This is a genomic window from Rhodococcus sp. Eu-32, assembly GCF_003336925.1.
GTDB classification, from domain to species: domain Bacteria; phylum Actinomycetota; class Actinomycetes; order Mycobacteriales; family Mycobacteriaceae; genus Rhodococcoides; species Rhodococcoides kyotonensis_B.
This window is the reverse complement of sequence record NZ_QGNK01000014.1, coordinates 145944-168408: the sequence shown is the minus strand read 5'-3', so window position 1 is coordinate 168408 and position 22465 is coordinate 145944. Positions and strand designations below refer to the sequence as shown.

General features: G+C 65.5%; 18 protein-coding genes. 10 read left to right on the top strand and 8 right to left on the bottom strand.

Annotated features, from left to right (window positions below):
• The first annotated feature begins 1089 nt into the window (after nucleotides 1-1089).
• Nucleotides 1090-2073, top strand: a complete 984-nt coding sequence (locus DK926_RS17850; protein ID WP_243636877.1) for a glycoside hydrolase family 19 protein — start codon at nucleotides 1090-1092, stop codon at nucleotides 2071-2073.
• A 31-nt stretch (nucleotides 2074-2104) separates the two neighbouring features.
• Here DK926_RS17850 and DK926_RS17845 read toward each other — a convergent pair whose 3' ends face one another.
• Entirely contained in the window at nucleotides 2105-3658 is a 1554-nt protein-coding gene (locus DK926_RS17845) for an adenylate/guanylate cyclase domain-containing protein (RefSeq protein WP_114331512.1), read from the bottom strand.
• A gap of 42 nt (nucleotides 3659-3700) precedes the next feature.
• Between DK926_RS17845 and nucS the strand changes: the two genes are divergently transcribed.
• Both nucS and DK926_RS17835 read left to right on the top strand, forming a co-directional pair.
• Nucleotides 3701-4372 carry an endonuclease NucS gene (nucS, locus tag DK926_RS17840; RefSeq protein ID WP_068420989.1) on the top strand — a complete coding sequence of 224 codons (672 nt, stop codon included), beginning with the start codon at nucleotides 3701-3703 and terminating at the stop codon, nucleotides 4370-4372.
• A gap of 23 nt (nucleotides 4373-4395) precedes the next feature.
• The gene (locus DK926_RS17835) at nucleotides 4396-4722 is read left to right on the top strand and encodes an ATP/GTP-binding protein (RefSeq protein ID WP_114331511.1); all 327 of its coding nucleotides are present in this window, start codon (nucleotides 4396-4398) and stop codon (nucleotides 4720-4722) included.
• A 19-nt stretch (nucleotides 4723-4741) separates the two neighbouring features.
• Here DK926_RS17835 and DK926_RS17830 read toward each other — a convergent pair whose 3' ends face one another.
• Nucleotides 4742-5689, bottom strand: a complete 948-nt coding sequence (locus DK926_RS17830) for a hypothetical protein (protein WP_114331510.1) — start codon at nucleotides 5687-5689, stop codon at nucleotides 4742-4744.
• A gap of 45 nt (nucleotides 5690-5734) precedes the next feature.
• Complete coding sequence (gene mce / locus DK926_RS17825; protein ID WP_114331509.1) at nucleotides 5735-6214, bottom strand: methylmalonyl-CoA epimerase; 480 nt, start codon at nucleotides 6212-6214, stop codon at nucleotides 5735-5737.
• Between the two features lie 91 nt (nucleotides 6215-6305).
• Here mce and DK926_RS17820 point away from each other — a divergent pair, with 91 nt between their 5' ends.
• Complete coding sequence (locus DK926_RS17820) at nucleotides 6306-6680, top strand: DUF3817 domain-containing protein (RefSeq protein WP_207890857.1); 375 nt, start codon at nucleotides 6306-6308, stop codon at nucleotides 6678-6680.
• Between the two features lie 49 nt (nucleotides 6681-6729).
• The gene (locus DK926_RS17815; protein ID WP_347812646.1) at nucleotides 6730-7674 is read left to right on the top strand and encodes a tetratricopeptide repeat protein; all 945 of its coding nucleotides are present in this window, start codon (nucleotides 6730-6732) and stop codon (nucleotides 7672-7674) included.
• Between the two features lie 3 nt (nucleotides 7675-7677).
• On the opposite strand, the gene DK926_RS17810 is transcribed toward DK926_RS17815, so the two are convergent.
• Genes DK926_RS17810 through DK926_RS17800 form a run of 3 tightly spaced genes read right to left on the bottom strand, consistent with a single transcriptional unit; the run spans nucleotide 7678 to nucleotide 13354 of the window.
• Nucleotides 7678-9135, bottom strand: coding sequence for a metallopeptidase (locus DK926_RS17810; RefSeq protein ID WP_114331507.1), 1458 nt, complete (start codon nucleotides 9133-9135; stop codon nucleotides 7678-7680).
• Nucleotides 9136-11331, bottom strand: coding sequence for a 1,4-alpha-glucan branching protein GlgB (gene glgB, locus DK926_RS17805; RefSeq protein ID WP_114331506.1), 2196 nt, complete (start codon nucleotides 11329-11331; stop codon nucleotides 9136-9138).
• Between the two features lie 13 nt (nucleotides 11332-11344).
• Nucleotides 11345-13354, bottom strand: coding sequence for a maltotransferase domain-containing protein (locus DK926_RS17800; RefSeq protein ID WP_114331505.1), 2010 nt, complete (start codon nucleotides 13352-13354; stop codon nucleotides 11345-11347).
• A 195-nt stretch (nucleotides 13355-13549) separates the two neighbouring features.
• Between DK926_RS17800 and glgP the strand changes: the two genes are divergently transcribed.
• The gene (gene glgP, locus DK926_RS17795) at nucleotides 13550-16132 is read left to right on the top strand and encodes an alpha-glucan family phosphorylase (protein ID WP_114331504.1); all 2583 of its coding nucleotides are present in this window, start codon (nucleotides 13550-13552) and stop codon (nucleotides 16130-16132) included.
• A gap of 45 nt (nucleotides 16133-16177) precedes the next feature.
• On the opposite strand, the gene DK926_RS17790 is transcribed toward glgP, so the two are convergent.
• Nucleotides 16178-18229: an ATP-dependent DNA helicase gene (locus DK926_RS17790; RefSeq protein WP_114331503.1), complete on the bottom strand. Its 2052-nt coding sequence runs from the start codon at nucleotides 18227-18229 to the stop codon at nucleotides 16178-16180.
• Between the two features lie 94 nt (nucleotides 18230-18323).
• Nucleotides 18324-19760 (bottom strand): nicotinate phosphoribosyltransferase, encoded by a 1437-nt coding sequence (locus DK926_RS17785; protein ID WP_279387094.1) that lies wholly within the window; start codon nucleotides 19758-19760, stop codon nucleotides 18324-18326.
• On the opposite strand from DK926_RS17785, the gene clpS reads away from it, so the two are divergent.
• The 4 genes from clpS (at nucleotide 19726) to DK926_RS17765 (ending at nucleotide 22450) form a co-directional block, all read left to right on the top strand.
• Complete coding sequence (gene clpS / locus DK926_RS17780; protein WP_174551339.1) at nucleotides 19726-20076, top strand: ATP-dependent Clp protease adapter ClpS; 351 nt, start codon at nucleotides 19726-19728, stop codon at nucleotides 20074-20076. The genes DK926_RS17785 and clpS overlap by 35 nt on opposite strands.
• 54 nt (nucleotides 20077-20130) lie before the next feature.
• Nucleotides 20131-20694: a DUF2017 domain-containing protein gene (locus tag DK926_RS17775; protein WP_114331502.1), complete on the top strand. Its 564-nt coding sequence runs from the start codon at nucleotides 20131-20133 to the stop codon at nucleotides 20692-20694.
• 9 nt (nucleotides 20695-20703) lie between these two features.
• Nucleotides 20704-21765 (top strand): P1 family peptidase, encoded by a 1062-nt coding sequence (locus tag DK926_RS17770; RefSeq protein WP_114331501.1) that lies wholly within the window; start codon nucleotides 20704-20706, stop codon nucleotides 21763-21765.
• Nucleotides 21766-21832: 67 nt separating this feature from the next.
• Nucleotides 21833-22450: a rhomboid family intramembrane serine protease gene (locus tag DK926_RS17765; RefSeq protein WP_114331500.1), complete on the top strand. Its 618-nt coding sequence runs from the start codon at nucleotides 21833-21835 to the stop codon at nucleotides 22448-22450.
• Nucleotides 22451-22465: the final 15 nt, after the last annotated feature.

Here is a 22465-nt window from a genome sequence, read left to right as displayed (position 1 = left end):
CACCCCGGCCGGCGAACGGCATGAATGAACCATCCACCCCGTCTACCCGCTGCCACGGACCATCCATGCCCTCACCGGCCGCGGCGGCGGCAGGGCGTCCGCATGAATGAACCATCCACCCCGTCTAGCCGCTGCCACGGACCATCGATACGCGACTTCGGCTGCGCTGCAGAGCAATCGACGAGCAAACCCCGCTACGCACCTCCTCCGAGCGCCTTTTTGGCAACAACCTCGTCGACCGTGTTCCTATATCTCTGGTCATTCGACCGTCAGGTCTCGTAGCGACTACGGGAGCGATCGTGTTCACCTCTACGCGCGCAAGATCTGCTGTGCCAACGGCTTCAAGTTGCTTGCTGCGGGTTTGCCGCGTCGGTTTCAAGTCGGCCCGGTCGTCGTACACACGTCAATCGACTACATTCGGCAACACTGAAGGCCGCCGGTTCCGAGAGAGCGAACTTTCAGCATCCGGCATCGGCATGAATGAACCATTCAACCTGTCCAGAGGCTCCTGCGGGCCATCGATGCCGAAATCCGCTGACTTTCGACGCCGAAAAAGCTCCATAACGTCGAACCATCACGTCACGAAGCCTCGTGATCCAAACGTGATCTGTGCCATCTCGTCGAGGTGAATCCGCACTGATTTTAGGCGACAGACGACCGTCTTCGGACCCTGTGTCTCCGGTGCGGGTGGTCTGTCCTTGAGTACCTGAGGGCCGTGCGACCGGGGCTGTGTGCGCACATCGCGACACCAGCAGTGTGGCGCAATCCCGGTGCGGCACAACAGAATCGTGACCTGCTTACGGGTTCGGGTTCTCCGTCCTGATCAACTCGGTCCTGCGAGGCGTCCTTGTTCCGGCAGGCGGCGTTGCGGCGTCGGGGAACTGGTCTCGGTCGTGACTTACACCCATGTTGTTTTCTTTAAGTCAACGTGGGGCTGATCACTATTGCTTGAAACATGTCGAGATCCGCCGTTACCTGGATGTGACCTTTTTGCGACGCGTTGGTGACCACCGCGGGTTTTACCCGACAGCACCCGCATCTCAGTCACGTACGGGCCGAAGACCTCGGCCGAAGTTTTGGAGCAGGACCTTGCACGTTTCCACATATGCACGTCGAGTCGGTTTCGCCGCCACGACGACCACCGCACTCACCTCTACATATGCACAACGAATTCGTTCGGCCGCAGCAGCGACCGGTGCGCTCGCGTCGTCGCACGTACGTCGAATCGGTATTGCCGCTGCGACGACGACGGTTCTCGCCACGAGCGTCGTCGGCGTCGCGCAAGCCGGCGACACTACCGCGGTCCCCAGAGTCACGACGTCGGCGATCACAGAAGAGGTTGCAAAGGGCTTTCCGGTGGGGACGGTGCGGCTCGACGAGCCTCAGACATCGAATTCCGACGAGCCAGCACAGCAACCACAGGGAGCCGATCAGTCGCAAGCAGCGGACGTCGATGCCCAGGCCGTAGCCGCCGACGGCAGCACCGCCCAGATTCAGGCCGCAGTCGTGCCGGAGGTGGCGGTCGTCCCGCCGCCGCCCCCGACGTTCATCACCGCGGCGCAGCTCGATGCGATCGCCCCACAGGCTCCGGCGGACAAGTTGGCCACCTATGTCGCCCCGCTCAATGCGGCAATGGTCAACGGCGGAATCGACAACCCCATTCGTAAAGCTGCGTTCGTCGCTCAATTGCTCGTCGAGTCCGACGGGTTCCGCACGTTCGAGGAGTATGCGTCGGGTCGCGCCTACGAAGGACGTTCCGACCTCGGCAACACCCAGCCTGGTGACGGAGAGCGCTACAAAGGCCGCGGCGCCATCCAGGTGACCGGCCGACACAACTACGAACTGATGAGCCAAGCGACCGGCGTCGACTTCGTTGCGAACCCCGACCTTGCGGCAGCGCCGGAGTACGCCTTCACCACCGCGGTCTGGTACTGGTCTTCGCGCAACCTCAACAATGCAGCCGACATCTCGGGGATCGTGCGGGTGTCCGAGCTCGTCAACGGCGGACACAACGGACTTCCGGAGCGCCTTGCTGCATTCGGCCGTGGTCTGGACGCATTCACGCGGTTGTGACGTCGGGCTGCGGAGACGCGTGAGTTCGCGGTCAGGACGTCGGACAGGCCAGAACGGTCTCCGCCGAACGGCCGCGGAGGGTGACGCTGTCGCCGAACTTCCACCGCGCGGCCTCGGAGGTTGATGCGTGGTCGACGGTGTTCTTCGAGGCGAGGATCGCGCCGGGGGAGTTCTTGGCGAGTTCGGAAAGCCGTGCGGCCTCGTTGACCGGATCACCGATGACCGTGTATTCGAACCGAGATTTCGCGCCGACGTTGCCGGCCACTGCGCGACCCGACGCGACACCGACGGCCGCGCTGCACTCCGGGACCTCGTCGAGCAACCGAGTGCTGATCGTGCGGGCTGCTGCCAATGCGGATCCGCAGTGGTCCTCGAGGTCGCCGGGTGCACCGAAGATGGCCAGGGCGGCGTCGCCTTCGAACTTGTTGATGAAGCCGCCGTGCTCGTCGACCACGTCGACGACGACGTCGAAGAACCTGTTCAGCAGTTCGACGACCTCGGTCGGTGGACGTGATGCCGCGAGTTCCGTCGACCCCACGAGGTCGATGAAGAACACCGCTATCTCGCGTTCCTCGCCGCCCAGCTCGGGATTCTTGGTCAGTGCGGCCTCGGCGACTTCTTGGCCGACGTGGCGTCCGAACAGGTCGCGAATCTTCTCGCGGTCCCGGACTCCTTCGGCCATGCGATTGAAGCCACTCTGCAGTTCACCGAGCTCCGTGCCGTCGTACACGGCGAGTTGGACGTCGAGGTTGCCCCGTTCGACCTCGGCCATGCCGGATCGCACGTTGTTGATGGGTGCCGTCGTCGCGAAACCGCCCAGCAGGGTCAACAGGAGCCCGAAGACCAACGTGATACCGCCGAGCGACAGGATCGCGATTGCCAACTGTGTTCCGTCGGACGCGTACGGGCGGATGAAGCTGAAGATCGCGATGATCATGAGCCCGGAGACAGGTACTCCGGTTCCGAGAATCCACGACAGGATCGATCGCCCCATCACCCCGGCGATGCGGATGCGTCGGGGATCGCCGGCTTCCAGGGCACGCGCAGCTGCCGGCCGAAGAGCGAATTCGCTGAGCAGATAGCTGAAGGCACAAACGACGGTTCCGCCTGCGCCGATCGTGAACGCCACTTTGGGGATGGACTGCGGGTCGATTATGCCGTCGATGGTGGTGATGAGGGCAAGACCGCACGTCCACAGGACGATCTGCATCTTGGTCAGCTGCCATGGCATGGACAGGGTCGTGACCTGCTCCTGCCGCGTGGGTGTGCGGTCCTCGATAGCCCATCGAAGTGCGCGCAATGCGCGCGTCGTGCCCCACAGAACCCCGACGGCGAACGCGCACGCGACATAGACGGGGATGACGATGAAGTTGACCCACCAATAGCGGTCCAGCCGAAGCACATCCGGCCCGGGAACGACGACGGACACGAGCACTCCGACGATCAGAGCACCGATGAGGTTCGCGGCGAGCAGAAATATCGTCAGCAGTATCTGAACGCGCACGCGTCGACGACGCGGGGACTCGGATGTGTCGCCGAGAAGGCGTGATCCTAGAGGCGCTACGGATCGACTCAGTTGCGGCATGGTTGTCACAGACTACTGGTCGGTCTGGCTTAGGGTGGGCGAGTGCGTCTCGTAATTGCTCGTTGCCAAGTGGACTATGTCGGCCGTCTGACCGCTCATCTTCCGTCGGCCCGCCGGTTGCTCCTCGTCAAGTCCGACGGGTCGGTCAGCGTTCACGCCGACGACCGCGCATACAAGCCGTTGAACTGGATGAGCCCGCCGTGCTGGTTGACCGAGACGACCGACGACGGCACCGTCAACTGGGTCGTGACGAACAAGGCGGGCGAAGAACTCCGCATCACGATCGACGACGTCGAACTGGACTCGAGCCACGAGCTCGGCGTCGACCCAGGCCTGGTGAAGGACGGCGTGGAAGCGCACCTTCAGGAATTGTTGGCCGAACATGTCGAGACGCTCGGGGAGGGGTACACCCTCGTCCGTCGTGAATACATGACGGCGATCGGCCCCGTAGATCTGTTGTGCCGCAACGCAGACGGTGGCACGGTGGCGGTGGAGATCAAGCGTCGCGGGGAGATCGACGGCGTCGAGCAGCTGACGCGCTACTTGGAACTGCTCAATCGAGATCCGGTTCTGGCGCCGGTCAGCGGTGTGTTCGCGGCCCAGGTCATCAAGCCACAGGCGAAGACGCTCGCTACCGATCGAGGCATCCGATGCCTCACGTTGGACTACGAAGCCCTGCGCGGAACCGACAGCACCGAGTTCCGTCTGTTCTGATCTTCTCTCCTACACTCGACTACGTGCCCCGACGCAATCACGACCGTAAATCGAGCCGGAAGAACTCCGGTTCGCGTGATTCGCGACCCGATTCGCTGATGGGCGGCGCCCGCGTCGAGAGCGGGCCTGCAGGCTGGTCCGACGAAGAGTTCACGACCAGGACCGTGCCGGGCAATCGCGCGACGAAGACCTATCGCTGCCCGGGCTGTGATCACGAGGTCCGTCCCGGCGTCTCCCACATAGTCGCGTGGCCGACCGCGGATCTGGGTGGACCGGAGAACCGTCGGCATTGGCATACGGGTTGCTGGTCAGGTCGAGCGACCCGCGGACTGACGCGGCGCTGGTCGTAGACCAGCGCCGAGCCACACCCTACGACGACGCGTCGGCCTTCTCCTTGTCGAGCACGACGGTGTCGTCGGTCGACGAGTCGTCCTTGCTCGGTGCGCCGTTCGACTCGGGTGCATCGAGCAATTCGCTTTCGCGGTTGACCGAGGCAAGCATCGCGGGCACGGAGTCGAGCTGACCACGAATTCCCAAGAGCTGCGCGAGGACACGACTACGCAGCACGCGTAGTTCCTCGGCCAGCTCCTTCGAGTGGGCGATTCGACGTTCGGACTGCTCGGTCGCGGCCTGCAGGCGTCGGGCCGCTTCGGTCGTCGCCTCTTCGATGCGGTGAGCCGCGTCGGCCTTGCTCGACGACTCCAGGTCCTCGAGTGCGGCGAGGATCTTGGTGCGACGCTCGGCCATCGTGATCTCGAAGTCTTCCTGGACCTTCGACCGCTTGGCCTCGGATTCGGCCGCCAACTTGTCCCGCTCGGCCTGCGCTGCCTCGACGATGCGTGCTGCCTCGGTGCGGGCCTGTGCCATCGTCTGCTCGTGCTCGGTCTCGAGTGCGGAGCGACGATCTTCGAGCTCGACGACGAGAGCCTCGTGACGGCCGCGCAGTCGCGCGCTCTCCTGCTCGGCGACCGACACCATTTCCTCGGCCTCGGCGTGAGCCTTCGCTCGGACCTCGGATGCCTCGTCGGAAGCCAGGCGCAGCATGCGAGAGATGCGGTCGCTCATGCCCTCCGCGGTGGTCGGCGGAACCGACAAGCGGTCGATGTCCTTACGGAGCTCGTCGATTTCGTCCCGCGCGTCGTCGAGTTGCTTTGCCAGATCGCGAGCCTGGGCTGCGGCGGCGTCACGATCGGCGGTGGTCAGCCGAAGCTCGGCGTCGAACCGCTCGAAATAGTTCGTGACCTCGTCACGGTCGAATCCTTTTCGGACTACGGAAAAGGGAAGTTGCACCCCGGTGCGCTCTTGCTCGTTGGCCATGGCGGTCAATTTACCGGTGCGTAGGTAGGAGAGCCATATGACAAGTCAGTGAATCGAGTTCGCTGCCGGCTCCACGAGTTCGACGAGCACACCACCTGCGTCTTTCGGGTGGATGAAGTTGATACGCGAGTCGGCAGTGCCGCGTCGGGGAGCGTCGTACAGCAGTCGGACGCCGCGGCCGCGAAGTTCGGACGAGATCTCGTCGATGTCGGTGACCCGGTAGGCGAGCTGCTGCAGACCGGGTCCGTTGCGGTCGATGAACTTCGCGATCGTCGACGACTCGTTCAGAGGTGCCAGCAACTGAAGGGCAGCGGCGTCGGACGACGCGCCGGGCAGCGACAGCATCGCCTCGCGAACACCTTGTTCCTCGTTGACTTCCTCGTGCGTCGACACCATTCCCAGGTGCTCGGTGTACCAGGCGATTGCGGCGTCGAGGTCCGGCACCGCGATGCCGACGTGATCGATGGCAGTGACGAGGTCGGACCGCAGGGAAGGTCCGGCAGGAGCAGGCGTGGTGGAGGTCATACGACGACGTTAGCGTCAGCTGCATCTCGTCGCGCAGCGGCCCTGGCAGTGAGACCAGAGCCACTACGCCGCGTCGTAGATCTCGGGCACAATAGTCGCCATGCTGAACTTCTTCGACCTGAGCACGACGGCCAAGCGTTTTCGATTCGTCGCGGTTCTCGAGGCCTTCACCTGGCTGGGACTGCTGATCGGAATGGCGTTCAAGTACATCCCCGCCGACGGCAACGAGATCGGCGTGAAGATCTTCGGACCGATCCACGGTGCGGTTTTCGTGATCTATGTTCTCATCGCGATCGTCACCGCCGTCAAGCTGAAGTGGAACGTCGTGACGACGCTGCTCGCGCTGGTTGCGAGCATCCCGCCCTTCGGGACCGTCGTCTTCGAAGTGTGGGCCGCACGGACGGGCCGCCTGGCCGAATCGATCACGTCGCAGCCCGCGATCTCGAAGGGTGCGGGAGTCGTATAGCCGACCTCGCCGGTAGTGACCGAACCGGGTTAGTGACAAACTGTAGGACGTGACTCGACCCGGTTCCCGCTCGTCAGCCCGTCCGCCTGCAGCCGTACCGGCCTCCATCGCCGGCGCCGTCGATCTCTCGGGACTGAAGGATCGTCCCGCACCGCCGCCCGCGGCCGACAACACCGATGGTGGGAGCGGACTGGCTCCCATCGTCGACGTGACCGCCGCGACGTTCGAGGCAGAAGTTCTGCAACGTTCCATGCAGGTTCCGGTCGTCGTCGACCTGGGTTCTTCTCGCTCACCGCAGTCGGTGGCGCTGACGCGTCAGCTCGGGCAATTGGCCGTCGAAGCGAACGGCACGTGGGTGCATGCCCGCGTCGACGTCGACAGCACCCCACAGGTCGCGCAGGCGTTCGGCGTCCAGGCCATCCCGACGGTCGTCGCCGTGGCAGGTGGGCAGCCGCTCGCCGACTTCCAGGGTTCACAGCCGGAGGAACAACTGCGCCGGTGGCTCGACGCGATTCTGCAGGCCACGGAAGGCAAGCTCAGCGGACCTCCCGGAGCGACGTCCGAGGAGGACGAACCCGAGCCCGAGGATCCCCGCTTCGTCGCAGCCGAGGAAGCGCTCGACGAGGGTGATTTCGACAAGGCGATCGCCGCGTATCAGGCGATCGTCGATGCCGAGCCGTCGAATACCGACGCGAAAGCTGCACTGCGTCAGGTGAAATTTCTGGCTCGGGTGCAGAACCTCGACGCCGATGCGGTCACCAAGGCCGACGCCGACCCGTCGGACGTGGCTGCGCAGATCGAGGCCGCGGACGTCGAGCTGTCCGAGCAGAACGCCGAGGCGGCGTTCGACCGGTTGATCGCCGGCATCAAGCGGACCGCAGGCGACGATCGCACGCAGTTGCGGACACGCCTGCTGGAGCTGTTCGAACTGTTCGATTCCGGTGATGCCGTCGTGGTCTCGGCGCGTCGTAAGTTGGCCGCCGCGCTGTACTGACGCTCAGCGGTAGCGGACGTTGCACGCCTCGCGTCCGCCGAGGACTCCCGAGCGAAACGCGTCGACTCGGGAGAAGCCGCTCGGCAGCGTGACTCCGTCGATGTCACTGGCGGTCAGGCCGTCGCTCAGCAGGCCCGACACTGCCTCGTCGAGGTCGCCCGGGGAAAGCCACACTTCGAGATCCGTCGCCGCGTCGATGTTCTCGGCGCTGAGACCCGCGGTGATGACGCCGGACAAGCACGCGGAACGCAGTGCCGTCTGCGGGTTGTCCAGAGGTTGTCCGGCCTCTTTCTGCACCGCGAGGGTGTAGCGCGATGCGAAGAGTACGTACGCGCTGTAGTCGCCCGACACGTTGAGTGGAATGACGTCGCCCCGCCGCGGCCGCTCGGCGGTACCGACTTCGGCCAGCGCATCGACGTCGACGCCGATCATGTTGGTCGACGCGCAGTACGACACCGGCTCGGTCGTCGTGCCCTCCGGACAGCCGGTGTCGGTGCCGTCGTAGTCGACCGTCGGTGGGTTCTGCAACGCGAGCAGCTTCTCGAACGACCGCACGAACGCTTGCAGCGTCTCGGTCGTGACCGGCAGTTCGCCGTCGTCGTCGGTGTTGCTAAGCTTCTGCGGCAGGTCGGCTCGCCGCGCGTCGATCTCGGCCTCGTCGATCGCGGTGCACGCCGCGGCACCGTCGGTGAATCCGATCTGAACCGCGGTCACACGCTCGAATGCCGATCCGTGCACGGAATCCGGATCGTTGGGGTCGACGTCGCGCACGGCCACTGTCGCTGCGAGGACTCCGTTCAGGCCGTCGGACGTATTGATCGTGAAGTGCGGAGCTTCGTTCTCGGCGACGTGCCGGATGAACGCGCCGGCGAAACAGTCAGCTTGCTGCTCGGCGACGATGGTCGGAGTGTCGTCCCCGACGAGAGCCGACTGGTACTGAATGGCGTGGCCGTACTCGTGCGCGATGACCATGACGACCGACATCGGGCCGAACGCGTCGATCAACGCAGGAAGCAGGATAGTGCGATCCCACCCGATGGTGCGGTCGCGTGAGCAATACGCCGCATTGGGCACACCGCCGGTTCGCGTTCCACAGAACCGAAGGCCGCTGCCCTCGTCCTCACTCGCGTCCCACGAAATCAGCTGGGACACCGGAGTGAACTTCTGGCCCTGGAACAACTCGGGATAGGTGTCGGTCCAGTAGCGCTGGATGTCGTCGATGGCGTTGGTGGCGATGAGATCGGAGTCGGTGCCCTCCGAGCCTCGGACCTCGAGCGTCGAGTCGGGTACGCCGGGACGCGGACCGCTGGGGCCGTCGGTGACCGGCAGACCGGCGACGGTGAACGGGTTCTCGTAGATGGAGACCGCTCGGCCGTCGACGGATTGGCTGCACCCGGTGACGAGTGCAAGAGCTACGAGGGCGGTCGCCCACAGTGTGTGTCGGGTGCGACCGCCACTCATCTAACGCTCCAGTTTGATCCAGATCGCGCCGTTGGCGGGAAGCGCGACCTGTGCAGACGACGGTCGGCCATGCCACGAGTGCGATGTAGCCGTTACCTCTCCGAGATTGCCCACACCCGAACCGCCGTACGAGGTTGCATCGGTGTTCAAGATCTCGATCCAACGACCGGGCTCGGGTAGACCGACACGATAGTTGTCGTGTGTGACACCCGAGAAGTTGAAGATACACGCGACGACGGAACCATCCGTTCCGTACCTCAGGAAGCTGAGAACGTTGTTCTCCGTGTCGTTGGCATCGATCCACGAGTAGCCGCTCGGCGACGTGTCGAGCGTCCACAGTGACGGATGCTCGCGGTAGACGGCATTGAGGTCACTGACCAACGTCAGCACGCCGCGGTGCAGTGGACCCTCGTCGAGTTGGTGCCAGTCGAGACTGCGCTCCTCCGACCACTCCCTGGTCTGCCCGAACTCCTGGCCCATGAACAACAACTGCTTGCCTGGGTGCGCCCACATGTAGGCGAGCATGCCGCGCATGCCTGCCGCCTTGGCGTGGTCGTCGCCCGGCATACGGGTCCACAACGTGCCTTTGCCGTGGACGACCTCGTCGTGACTGATCGGCAGGACGTAGTTCTCACTCCACGCGTACACCAGCGAGAACGTGATCTCGTGGTGGTGGAAGCTTCGGTGAATCGGATCGCGTCCGAGGAATCCCAGGGTGTCGTGCATCCACCCCATGTTCCATTTCATGTTGAATCCGAGTCCGCCGACGTTGGTCGGACGCGTGACGCCGGGCCACGCCGTCGACTCCTCGGCGACGGTGACGACGCCCTGGAACTTTTTGTGGACCGTCGCGTTCATCTCCTGCAGGAACGACACGGCCTCGAGGTTTTCGCGGCCACCGTAGATGTTGGGAGTCCAGCCGCCTTCCGGGCGTGAGTAGTCCAGGTAGAGCATCGAGGCCACCGCGTCGACGCGCAGACCGTCGATGTGGAACTCGTCGAGCCAGAAGAGCGCGTTGGCGACGAGGAAATTGCGTACCTCCCGGCGGCCGAAGTCGAAAACCAGTGTGCCCCAGTCGAGTTGCTCACCGCGTCGAGGATCGCCGTGTTCGTAGAGCGGCCCGCCGTCGAACCGCGCGAGCGCCCACTCGTCCTTGGGGAAATGCGCGGGCACCCAGTCGACGATGACGCCGATGCCCTTGTCGTGCAGATGGTCGACGAAGTAACGAAAGTCGTCGGGACTGCCGAAGCGCGACGTCGGCGCATAGTACGACGTCACCTGATAACCCCACGACCCACCGAACGGATGCTCGGCAACGGGGAGTAGTTCGACGTGGGTGAAGCCGGTCTCGAGCACGTAGTCGGCCAACTGCTCGGCCATCTCGCGGTAGCCGAGTCCGGCACGCCACGACCCGAGATGCACCTCGTACACCGACATCGGGGCCTGCGTGGGTTCGATTCCGGCGCGGGTGTCCAGCCACTCGTCGTCGGACCATTCGAACGTCGAACTCGTCACGACCGAGGCGGTTGCAGGCGGAATCTCCGTGGCGAATGCCATCGGATCGGCCTTGTCACGGACGACGCCGTCCGAGCCGTGCACGCGGTACTTGTAGATCGTGCCGGGGCCGATGTCGGGAACGAACAGCTCCCACACGCCGGTCGAACCGAGCGCGCGCATCGGGAAGCTCTGTCCGGTCCAGCCGTCGAAGTCACCGATCACGGTGACGCCCGAGGCGGCAGGCGCCCACACCGCGAACGACGTGCCGCTGACGTCGCCGTCGGGCGTCGTGTAGTTCTGCTGGTGCGCGCCGAGGATGTCCCACAGGCGTTCGTGACGGCCTTCGCCGAACAGGTGCAGATCCAGCTCACCCAGGGTGGGGAGGAAGCGGTAGCCGTCCGCCGATTCCGTCACGTGACCGCCAGGCCACGTGACGACGAGCCGATAGTCCATCAAGTTCTCGAACGGCACGAGGACGCTGAAGACTCCGTGGGCGACGTGCGTCAGCGGGTGGTCGACGCCACCGATGCGCGCGACGACGGATTCGGCGTTCGGTTTGAGCGCGCGAATGGCGGTGCCGCCCGGAACCGCGTGCGCACCGAGAATCGAATGCGGATCGTAGTGCCGCCCTTGGGCGATCAGCTCGAGATCGCCTGTGTCGGGAGGTGCGATGTCTGGATTCGTCGGATTGTCGGTCATGTAGGCTCCCCACTCACTTCCGGTTGCCGCGGTATGCCAGCTCGAGTCGCGCCGGGTAGGGGATGGGCGGAAGCGTCAATATGTGCGCCACCGCCTTCCATGGCTCCAACCTGACGAAATTCGTTTGCCCCCAGTTGAACTGCTGGCCGCTGACCTCGTCGGTGACGGTCATCGTGTCGTGCCAGTCGTGTCCGAGCTGCGGCATGTCGAGCCAGATCGTTCCCTCTTCCGGGCCGAACGGATTCAGGTTGACGACGACGAGAACCGAATCGCCCGTGCCCGGATCGAACTTGGAGTAGGCGATGAGGGCGTCGTTGTCGACGGCGTGAAAGTGGATGTTGCGCAACTGTTGTAGCGCTGGATGCGCCCGTCGGATGGCGTTCAGCGAGGTGAGCCACGGCTCGAGCGATTCGCCTCGGGCCAACGCTCCTTCGAAGTCACGCGGACGCAGTTGGTACTTTTCGGAGTCGAGGTACTCCTCGCTGCCGGGGCGCACCGCCTGATGCTCGAACAGTTCGTATCCGGAGTACACACCCCACGTCGGCGACAGTGTCGCAGCGAGTGCGGCCCGCAGGGCGAACATGCCGGGACCGCCGTGCTGCAGACTCTCGTGCAGGATGTCCGGGGTGTTGACGAACAGGTTGGGCCGGGCGTCGTCGGCGCGTCGTGCATGCTCCTGCGCAAACTCGGTCAGTTCCCACTTCGCGGTCCGCCACGTGAAATACGTGTAGGACTGGGTGAATCCGCGCATCGCCAAGCCGTACATACGAGCCGGTCTCGTGAACGCCTCGGCCAGGAAGAGAACGTCGGGATCGCTCTTCTTGACCTCGGCGATCAGCCACTCCCAGAAGTCCGGTGGCTTCGTGTGTGGATTGTCGACTCGAAAGACCTTGACTCCCAACGAGATCCAGTGCCTGACGACGCGAAGAACCTCGTTGTAGATCCCTCGGCGGTCGTTGTCGAAGTTGACGGGGTAGATGTCCTGGTACTTCTTCGGTGGGTTCTCCGCGTAGGCGATGGTGCCGTCGGGCAGAACGGTGAACCACTCGGGATGCTTCGCAGCCCAGGGATGATCGGGAGCCGCCTGCAACGCCAAGTCCAATGCGACCTCGAGATCCAGCGCCCGTGCTGCGTCGACGAACGCGCGGAAGTCGGCTTCGGTACCCAACTCCGGGTGGATGGCGTCGTGCCCACCGTCCTTCGACCCGATGGCCCACGGTGAGCCGACATCCTCCGGGCCCGGGGTCAGAGTGTTGTTCGGACCCTTGCGGTTGACGGTGCCGATCGGGTGGATCGGCGGCAGGTAGACGATGTCGAAGCCCATTCGCGCGATGCGGGGCAACTGCTCGATCGAGGTCGCGAACGTGCCGTGACGCGGACTGCCGTCCTCGTTCCATCCGCCGGTCGAGCGGGGGAAGAACTCGTACCACGAGCCGTTGAGTGCGCGGGCACGATCGACCCAGATGTTGATGGCGTTCGAGCGCGTGATCAGTTCACGAAGGGGATACTCGTGCAGTAATTCGACGACACCGGGCGCGAACGCGGGAGCGACGCGTGCCGGCAACTGACGGTCGGTATCGCGCAACGCCGCGGACACATCCTGCAGCAGGGACCTGTCCCCGCGCGGAACACCTTTCGCGGCACGCTCGAAGATCTGAGCGCCGACCTCGAGATCGTTCGCGAGATCCGCGGCGCTCTGGCCGACGCCCAGTTTCGCTTCCACCGCGTGCCGCCATGTGGCGACGGGATCGCTCCACGCCTCGATGCGACAGATCCAGTAACCGGGTGTCGTGGGTGTGAACACCGCATCGAACGTGTCGGGCTCCCGGCCGGGCGTCATCGTGATGCGCAGGGGAGTGCGTATCCCCGGCCCGCGCACGGCAAGCGTTGCCGCCACCGCGTCGTGGCCTTCTCTCCATACGTCCGCCGACACCGGAAATGCTTCGCCTACCACCGCTTTCGCGGGGTACTTTCCGGTAGTCGTGTCCGGAAGGACATTGTCGATACCGAGTCGACCTGTCACTTCACGCTCCGTTCTTGGCTAGGGGCTGAGCCACACTCGGTGCGGCCGTTCGAGTAACTGTTGGTCGGCGTGTTCCTAGAGACAACCGTAGTGCAGTGACCTCGCCTTCGCTCTCGTCGCACGGACAGGCCGACCGTGCAAAGAGGCGTCGACAAGTCGGTGCACGGTCGCCTCGGGGTGGGTAGGGTTCGACCCGTGAAAGCTTTGCGTCGGTTCACTGTCCGAGCCCACCTGCCCGAGCGCCTGAATGCCCTGGCCGAGTTGTCGACAAACCTTCGCTGGTCATGGCACCCGCCGACGCAGCGGCTGTTCGAGGACATCGACCCGAAGCTGTGGTCCGAGCTGGATCGCGATCCCGTCGGGCTGCTGGGTGCCGTCGGACCGTCGAGGCTGGAGGAACTGGCGTCGGACGCGGAGTTCGTCGAGCGCCTCGGCGCATTGGACGCCGACTTGCGTGACTACCTCTCGCGTCCGCTCTGGTACCAGAAACTGCAGCAGTCCGACGCGTCGATGCCGTCGAGTATCGGCTACTTCTCCATGGAGTTCGGCGTCAGCGAAGTGCTGCCCAATTATTCGGGTGGACTCGGCATCCTTGCGGGTGATCATCTCAAGGCTGCGTCGGATCTCGGCCTTCCGCTCATCGGTGTCGGTCTGCTGTATCGCTCGGGATATTTCCGTCAATCCCTGACGGCGGACGGTTGGCAGGCCGAGCGGTATCCGTCGCTCGATCCGCAGGGGCTGCCCTTGCGGTTGCTGACCGATGCGTCGGATGCGCCGGTTCTGATCCACGTGTCGATGCCGGGTGGACGCGTGCTCCGGGCGCGAGTCTGGATCGCCCAGGTCGGCCGAGTCCCGCTGCTGCTGCTCGACTCCGACATCGCCGACAACGACCCGGAATTGCGAGGAGTGACCGACCGTCTGTACGGCGGCGACCGGGACCATCGCATCAAGCAGGAGATTCTCGCCGGGATCGGCGGCGTGCGCGCCATCCGCGCCTACACGAACGCACACGGGCTGCCCGATCCCGAGGTGTTCCACATGAACGAGGGACACGCAGGCTTCCTCGGTGCCGAACGCATCCGCGAACTCGTCACCGGTGGAGGGCTCGATTTCGACGCGGCGCTGGCGTCGGTGCGGGCAGGGACCGTGTTCACGACGCATACCCCCGTCCCGGCCGGCATCGACCGGTTCCCGGCCGACCTCGTGCGTCACTATTTCGGCAGCGACGACGGCAGCGCGGAGTCGGCGCTGCTGCCCGGGCTGCCGATGGACCGCATTCTCGCGCTGGGCGCCGAGGCGGACCGTTCGGTCTTCAACATGGCGCACATGGGGCTGCGGCTCGGCCAGCGCGCCAACGGTGTGTCGAAGCTGCACGGCATCGTCAGCCGCGAGATGTTCAACGATCTGTGGCGCGGATTCGACGCTGCCGAGGTGCCGATCGGTTCGGTCACCAACGGTGTCCATGCGCCGACGTGGGCCGCGCGGGAATGGCTCGAACTCGCTCAGGAGACGGTCGGGGAGCAAGCCCTGCAGGAGGCACGCGGCTGGGAACAGCTCGAGAACGTGTCGTCGGCAACGCTGTGGAACACGCGGAATGCGTTGCGCGCTCAGCTCGTCGACGAGGTGCGTCGACGCGTCCGCCGTTCGGCGCTCGAACGAGGATCGACCGAGGCCGAAATAGGCTGGACCGCAGGTGTTTTCGATCCCGATGTGTTGACGGTCGGCTTCGCCCGACGGGTGCCGACCTACAAGAGGCTGACGCTCATGCTGCGCGAGCCCGAGCGGCTGCGCCGGTTGCTGCTCGACCCCGACCGCCCGGTTCAGCTCGTCGTGGCGGGCAAGTCGCATCCGGCCGACGACGGCGGCAAGGCCCTCATCCAGCAGATCGTCCGCTTCGCCGACCAGCACGACGTTCGTCATCGCATCGTGTTCCTGCCGGACTACGACATGTCGATGGCCAAGTTCCTGTACTGGGGATGCGACGTCTGGCTCAACAACCCGCTGCGTCCGCTCGAGGCGTGCGGCACGTCGGGGATGAAGTCCGCGCTCAACGGTGGGCTGAATCTGTCCATCCGCGACGGGTGGTGGGACGAGATGTACGACGGTGAGAACGGTTGGGCGATACCGACTGCCGACGGCGTCACCGACGAGAACCGTCGCGACGACCTCGAAGCCGCCGCGCTGTACGAACTGCTCGAGCAGTCGGTGTTGCCGAAGTTCTACGACCGTACCGACGGCATCCCGACGCGGTGGATCGAGATGGTGCGTCACACGCTGGAGCATCTCGGACCGCAGGTATTGGCCTCGCGTATGGTGCGCGACTACACGCTCGGGTACTACGGACCTGCCGCGCGTGCGGCGCGCACCGTCGACGCCGACGGGCACGTGGGTGCGAAAGACGTTGCGGCATACCGTCGTCGCGTGGAAGCGGAATGGGATGCGGTCGACGTCGTTCAGGTGGACAGCGAAGGGCTGCCGGACACGCCGGTGATCGGTGCGAAACTCACTCTGCGAGCGTACGTTCGGCTCGGCGCGCTCGAGCCGTCGGACGTCGTGGTGCAGGCCGCGATCGGCTGCGTCGACGCCGAGGACGAACTCACCGACGTACGGTACGTGGAGATGGTGCACACCGGTACCGATGCGCTCGGCGAGGCCTTCACGGTCGACACCGAGCTGCCACTGAGTGGTGCCGTCGGCTACACCGTCCGGGTTCTGCCGCACCACGAGCTACTGGCGAGCGACTCCGAACTCGGCCTCGTGAATTCGGCTCGGCCCTGACGGGCCGTTCCTGAAGGGTCGTTCCTGCAGGCTCCACTCCCGGCCTCAACGGCTTTCGGCCAGCCGGGTCAGAGCCCTGCGCACCACCTCGGGGTCCGACGTTTCCCAGAACGGTGGTAGCGAGGCCCTGAGGTAACCGCCGTAGCGGGCGGTGACGAGGCGTGAATCGAGCATCGCGACGACGCCCCGGTCGTCGACGCTGCGCAGCAGTCGACCCACACCCTGGGCGAGCAGCAATGCGGCATGATTCGCGGCGACCGCGAGAAAGCCGTTGCCGCCACGGGATTGGACGGCTTGCTGCCGCGCCACGAGCAGAGGGTCGTCGGGCCGCGGGAACGGAATGCGGTCGAGGATGACCAGGCTCAGTGACGGACCGGGCACGTCGACGCCCTGCCACAGCGACAGGGTGCCGAACAGCGACGTGGCTTCGTCGTCCGCGAACTTCTTCACGAGCGCGCCCGTCGAGTCGTCGCCCTGACACAGCACCGGGGTGTCGAGGCGTTCGCGCATCTCCTCGGCTGCTGCTTTCGCCGCGCGCATCGACGAGAACAGCCCGAGCGTGCGGCCACCGGCTGCGGTGACGAGTTGTTCGATCTCGTCGAGGTACTGCGGCGACAGACCGTCACGCCCGGGTGGCGAAAGATGTTGCGCCACATACAGAATCCCGGACTTCGCGTGGTCGAACGGAGAGCCGACGTCGAGTGAGTTCCAATGGATCGACCCCGTGTCCGACGGCGCCTCGGTGCCCGTCGCCGTCGCCGTGTCGCTGCGTCCGGAGTTCTCGGCGGGTAGGCCCCAGTTGACGGCCAGGCCGTCGAAGGAGCCGCCGACGGTGAGCGTCGCCGACGTCAGGACGACGGTGGATTCTGCGAACAGACGGCTGCGCAACAACCCGCCCACCGACAGCGGCGCCATGCGCACGGTCCGTTTGACCGACCCGCGGAAGTCGTCGACCGCGTGCCAGACGACGTCCTTGCGCTTGGCCGGATCCGGCTCGTCGAATGCGGTGAGTATGCGCACGGCGCTGTCGTGCACCTCGTCGACGGCCACCAGCGCCGCGTTGCGAGCCGCGGCTGCCTCGGGATCCATCGTGGCCTGTCCACCGCGGCTCGGGCCGATCGCTGTCCGCACTGCCCACGCCGAGTCGCGAATCGATGCGAGGGCCGCGTCGACGCCCTCCGGCAGCGCCGCCCACCGTCCGGGTGGCATGTCCTCGAGTACGGCAGCCCAGTTCTCGGCGGCCCCCTCGAGCGCGTCGACGATCTCTTCCTCGATCAGCTTGTTGCTGCGGCGGGCCGCGGCGGTGATGGTGGAGGCGGACAGTTCGGACGTGGCGACACCGGTGACACGGTCGACGAGTTCGTGTGCCTCGTCGATGACCACGACGTCGTGCTCGGGGAGTATCTGGATGCCGGTGATGGCGTCGATGGCCAGAAGTGCGTGATTCGTGACGACCACATCGACCTGCGACGCCTCGGCGCGGGCGCGTTCGGCGAAGCAGTCCTCGCCGACCGGGCACCGGGATTTGCCGAGGCATTCGCGTGCGCTGACGCTGACCTGCCGCCACGCTTGGTCGCTGACGCCCGGAGTCAGATCGTCACGGTCCCCGGTGTCGGTGTTCGACGACCACTCGGTCAACCGGACCACTTCACGGCCTAGCCGGGACACGGCGAACGCGTCGAACAGTTCGGCTTCCGGTGCTTCCTCGGATGCGCCGGTGTGAATCTTGTTCATGCACAGATAGTTGTTGCGGCCCTTGAGGATCGCGAACCTCGGCCGGCGTCCGACGGCGTCCTTCAACGCGTCCGCGAGCCGGGGGAGGTCGCGGTCGACGAGCTGGCGCTGCAGCGCGATCGTCGCCGTCGAGACCACGACGGTGCGCCCCGACTCGACCGCGTGTCGAATGCTCGGCACCAGATACGCGAGCGACTTGCCCGTGCCCGTGCCTGCCTGCACCGCGAGATGTTGCCCGGTGTCGATGGAATGCGCGACGGCCGACGCCATCGTCAGCTGGTTGGTCCGCTCCTTGCCTCCCAGCGCGTGCACCGCGGTCTTCAGCAATGCGGGCACGGTGGGGAGTTCGGTCGAAGACGGCACCGGAGCAGCCTACTGCCCCACGAGTGCGGCTGCGCCGCCCGTGCGTGCATAGTTGGACCCTGGCCCAACTATGCACGCACGGGCGCGAAGCGCATCAGACGAACCGCGTCGGCAGCGCCGGTTCTCCCTGCGACAGCTTCAATCCCTCCCACGGCAGGCTGACGAGACGTCCGGCCAGCAGTTCGCGAGACTCCTTCAGGGTGGGCCGGTCCGCGACGAGTTCACCGCCGCGCACCATCGGCACGCTCAGTTCGACGGCCGTCAAATCGGCGTCGACGGTCGGCGCGCTGCCGAGTGGATGCACGATCTCCTCGACGGCCGTGCCCGTGTCGCGGGTCGTGCGCGTGGCGGCCTTTCTACCTCCGCGTGATTCCTTGTGACTGCTGCGCTTGGCGACGGGACGGTCGTCGACCGCGACGAGCTTGTAGACCATGCCCGCGGTGGGTGCGCCAGAACCCGTCACGAGGGAGGTTCCGACGCCGTAGCTGTCGACGGGTTCGGCGCGCAGGGCCGCGATGGCGTACTCGTCGAGGTCGCCGGAGACGACGATCTTCGTACGGGTCGCCCCGAGATCGTCGAGTTGCTGGCGCACCTGACGGGCGAGGACGCCGAGATCACCGGAGTCGATGCGGACGCCGCCGAGTTCGGGTCCTGCGACGGCGATGGCGTTGGCGACGCCCTGCGTGATGTCGTAGGTGTCGACCAACAGCGTCGTGCCGACCCCGAGGGTGCGGACCTGGGCTGCGAACGCGGCCTTCTCGTCGGGTCCGTCGGGACCGGTGTGCAGCAACGTGAACGCGTGCGCCGACGTACCTGCCCCCGGAACGCCGTGTCGGCGAACGGCTTCGAGGTTCGACGTCGCGGAGAAGCCGGCGAGATACGCCGCCCGCGACGACGCGACGGCCGCCTCCTCGTGGGTGCGCCGCGATCCCATCTCGATGAGCGGTCGGTCTCCGGCGGAGGTGACCATGCGCGCGGCCGCGGAGGCGATGGCGCTGTCGTGATTGAGGATCGACAGTGCGAGCGTTTCGAGTACGACGCACTCGGCGAAGGTTCCGCGCACGGACAGCACTGGTGAGCCGGGGAAGTAGAGATCGCCTTCGCGGTAGCCGTCTATGTCGCCGGTGAAGCGGTAGGACGACAGCCAGTCCAGTGTCGTGCGATCGAGGAACGACGACACGGTGTCGAGTTCCTCCTCGCCGAATCGGAAGCGACTCAGCGCACTCAGAAACCGGCCCGTTCCGGCAACGACGCCGTAGCGGCGGCCACCGGGCAGGCGCCTCGCGAAGACTTCGAAGCTGCACGGCGTGTTCGCCGAACCGTCGGCGAGGGCCGCCGACAGCATCGTCAGCTCGTACTGGTCGGTGAACAGCGCGGTACTACGCACCGTGCCCGTATTGTCGGATTCGTCCGTCGAGGGTTGAGACACAGGGACAACAGTACGAGGCGCGGGGGTGAGGGTGTGTACTTCGTGCATCGCGTCGTACGCTGTTCCCATGGCTTCATCGACGGCACGAGTGACCGTGGGCAGGGTGGGCGCATCGCCGACGCTGGCCGCTTCACCCCAGGCGGTACCCGCCGAGACCGAGGCCGTGGCGAGGGACGAGGCGCAGGATGTGCCCTGGGTGACCATCGTCTGGGACGACCCGGTGAACCTGATGCACTACGTCACCTTCATCTTCCAGAAGCTGTTCGGCTACAGCAAAGCCAAGGCCACCGAGCTCATGATGCAGGTGCACTCCGAGGGCAAGGCAGTCGTGTCGAGCGGTGAACGCGACAAGATGGAGAACGACGTGCGCAGGCTCCACGCGGCAGGTCTCTGGGCGACGATGCAGCAGGACAAGTAGCGCGAATCCGAACGCGGATTCCTTCGATGCACCAGAGACGGGGTTCCAACAGCTGTGCGCACGTGGAGTAGGAAGAATTCACTCGGCGGAACTAAGATTCGTTCGGAGATGGATGCGCGCGAGGCAACCGTGCTGCGCTCGCTCGTCGAATCCGTCCTCGGGTTGTTGAGCGAACGTTCCAAGAACGCACCGACCGACGAACTCGCGCAGCTGACCGGTCTGCGCACCGGGCACAGCACGCCGCCCGACGACGCGGCGCTCGCACGTCTGCTGCCCGATTTCCACCGCGGCGACGACGAATCCGCCGACACCGCCGATCTCAACGGTGCGTTGCGTGGCCTGCACGAGCCGGAGATCATCGACGAGAAGCTCGCCGCGGGAGCCGTCATACTCCGCACCCTGCCTGCCGACGGCGGGAAGATCGCGCTGACACCCGAGCAAGCAGACGCGTGGCTGATGGGACTCAACGACGTACGATTGGCCCTCGGAACGACTCTGGGTATCGACGCCGACACCCCGGAAGTTCTCGACGAGGGCGATCCGCGAGCTCCGCACCTCGACGTGTACCACTGGCTGACCTGGATGCAGGATTCTCTGGTGCAGGTCCTCACTCCGTAGGAGCACCTCTTGGGGGCAGGCCCGAAGGATTCACTGACCGACGTCGCCGGCCTGCTCGTCGGGCACCATCACGAGATCGATCCCGACACGCAGCTCGGCTCGGGGGCGGCGACAGGGTGTACCGTCGTGCGCGCGCTGGGAGGCGCGGTGGCCGCGGTCGACGTGCGTGGTGGCGGACCGGGAACTCGTGAAACCGATCTGCTCGATCCGAGTCATTCTGTGCAGCAAGTCAACTCGGTGTTGCTGACCGGCGGCAGTGCGTACGGACTCGCCGCGGCCGACGGTGTCATGCGGTGGCTGGAGGAGCACGGTCACGGCATCGCGATGGGCAGTCCCGACCAAGTCGTGCCCATCGTTCCTGCGGCCGTCGTCTTCGATCTTCCGGTGGGGGACTGGGCCGTTCGACCGACCGCCGAGTTCGGCTATCGGGCCGCCGCGGCTGCCGCCGAGGATTTCGCCACCGGCTCGGTCGGCGCGGGCACCGGCGCACGCGCCGGCGTACTCAAGGGCGGCGTGGGCACGGCGAGCATCGTCGTCGAGGGTGGGCCGGCGGACGGCGTCACCGTCGGTGCGCTGATCGTCACCAATCCGGTTGGCTCGGTGTTCGACCCGCGCACCGGCTTGCCCTGGGGAGTCGGTTCGCAGGGGGCCAAGGCATTCGGCATGCGCAAGCCCGACGTGCACGAGCTGTGGAACGCGAACGCTCTCGCACCGAAGGGAACCGCACTCAACACGACGATCGGCGTCGTTGCGACCGACGTGGATCTGTCGGCGTCGGCGTGCAAACGCGTCGCAGTCGCCGCGCACGACGGGCTCGCCCGTGCGATCAGGCCGGCTCACTCGCCGCTGGACGGTGACACGATCTTCGCGTTGTCGACCGGGACCAGGTCGGTGGTCAGCGAGACGTCGATGCCGACGGCGTTCATGCAGGATCTGCCGGTGCTCGACGCGGTCACGGCGGTTGCCGCCGACGTCGTCGAACGTGCCATCGTGCGTGCGCTGCTCGACGCGACGACGATCGCCGGTATCCCGACGTACCGTCAGATCTTCCCGTCCGCGTTCGAGTCCTGACCGGCATGCGGCTCACGTCGGTAGGCTGAACCGGAGACCTGGTCGACATGGACGAAAGGCCCGTCGTATGACCGCGAACCCGTATCTGCCTGCCCCGACGCCAAAGCGCCCGGTGTGGCAACAGGCCGCGATGGTCGTCGGCGGATTCGTCCTGTTGCTGTGGATCATCGAGCTGATCGATGTCGCGTCGGGAAGTCGTGTCGAGGATGCGGGAATCAACCCTCGCACCGTCGACGGCCTATGGGGCATTCTGTTCGCGCCTGTGCTGCACGACGACTGGACGCATCTGATCGCGAACACCGTGCCCGTTCTCGTCCTCGGGTTTCTGGTGTTGCTCTCCGGAATCGGTCGTGGACTCACGGCCACCGGCATCATCTGGGTTCTCGGAGGCGTCGGAACGTGGCTGACGGCGGGAGCGGGCACCAACCACATCGGTGCGTCGATTCTGATCTTCGGATGGATCACCTATCTGCTGACGCGCGGCATCTTCGCCCGTAACCTCGGTCAACTCGCCATCGGTGTCGTGGTTTTCGTCATCTACGGCGGCGCCCTGTGGGGTGTGTTACCGACCGATGCCTTCGTCTCGTGGCAGGGGCACTTGTTCGGCGCCGTCGGCGGAGTGGTTGCCGCATGGACGTTGTCGGCGGACGCACGTCAGGCACGCAGGCAGAAGTCTCTGTCCTGACTCGTAGCCACGGTG

Bases quoted from the DNA above. Each gene is read 5' to 3' on its own strand.
- DK926_RS17845 (WP_114331512.1), bottom strand. From the start codon at position 3,658: ATGCCGCAACTGAGTCGATCCGTAGCGCCTCTAGGATCACGCCTTCTC.
- DK926_RS17830 (WP_114331510.1), bottom strand. From the start codon at position 5,689: ATGGCCAACGAGCAAGAGCGCACCGGGGTGCAACTTCCCTTTTCCGTA.
- mce (WP_114331509.1), bottom strand. From the start codon at position 6,214: ATGACCTCCACCACGCCTGCTCCTGCCGGACCTTCCCTGCGGTCCGAC.
- DK926_RS17810 (WP_114331507.1), bottom strand. From the start codon at position 9,135: ATGAGTGGCGGTCGCACCCGACACACACTGTGGGCGACCGCCCTCGTA.
- glgB (WP_114331506.1), bottom strand. From the start codon at position 11,331: ATGACCGACAATCCGACGAATCCAGACATCGCACCTCCCGACACAGGC.
- clpS (WP_174551339.1), top strand. From the start codon at position 19,726: ATGGCTTCATCGACGGCACGAGTGACCGTGGGCAGGGTGGGCGCATCG.
- DK926_RS17765 (WP_114331500.1), top strand. From the start codon at position 21,833: ATGACCGCGAACCCGTATCTGCCTGCCCCGACGCCAAAGCGCCCGGTG.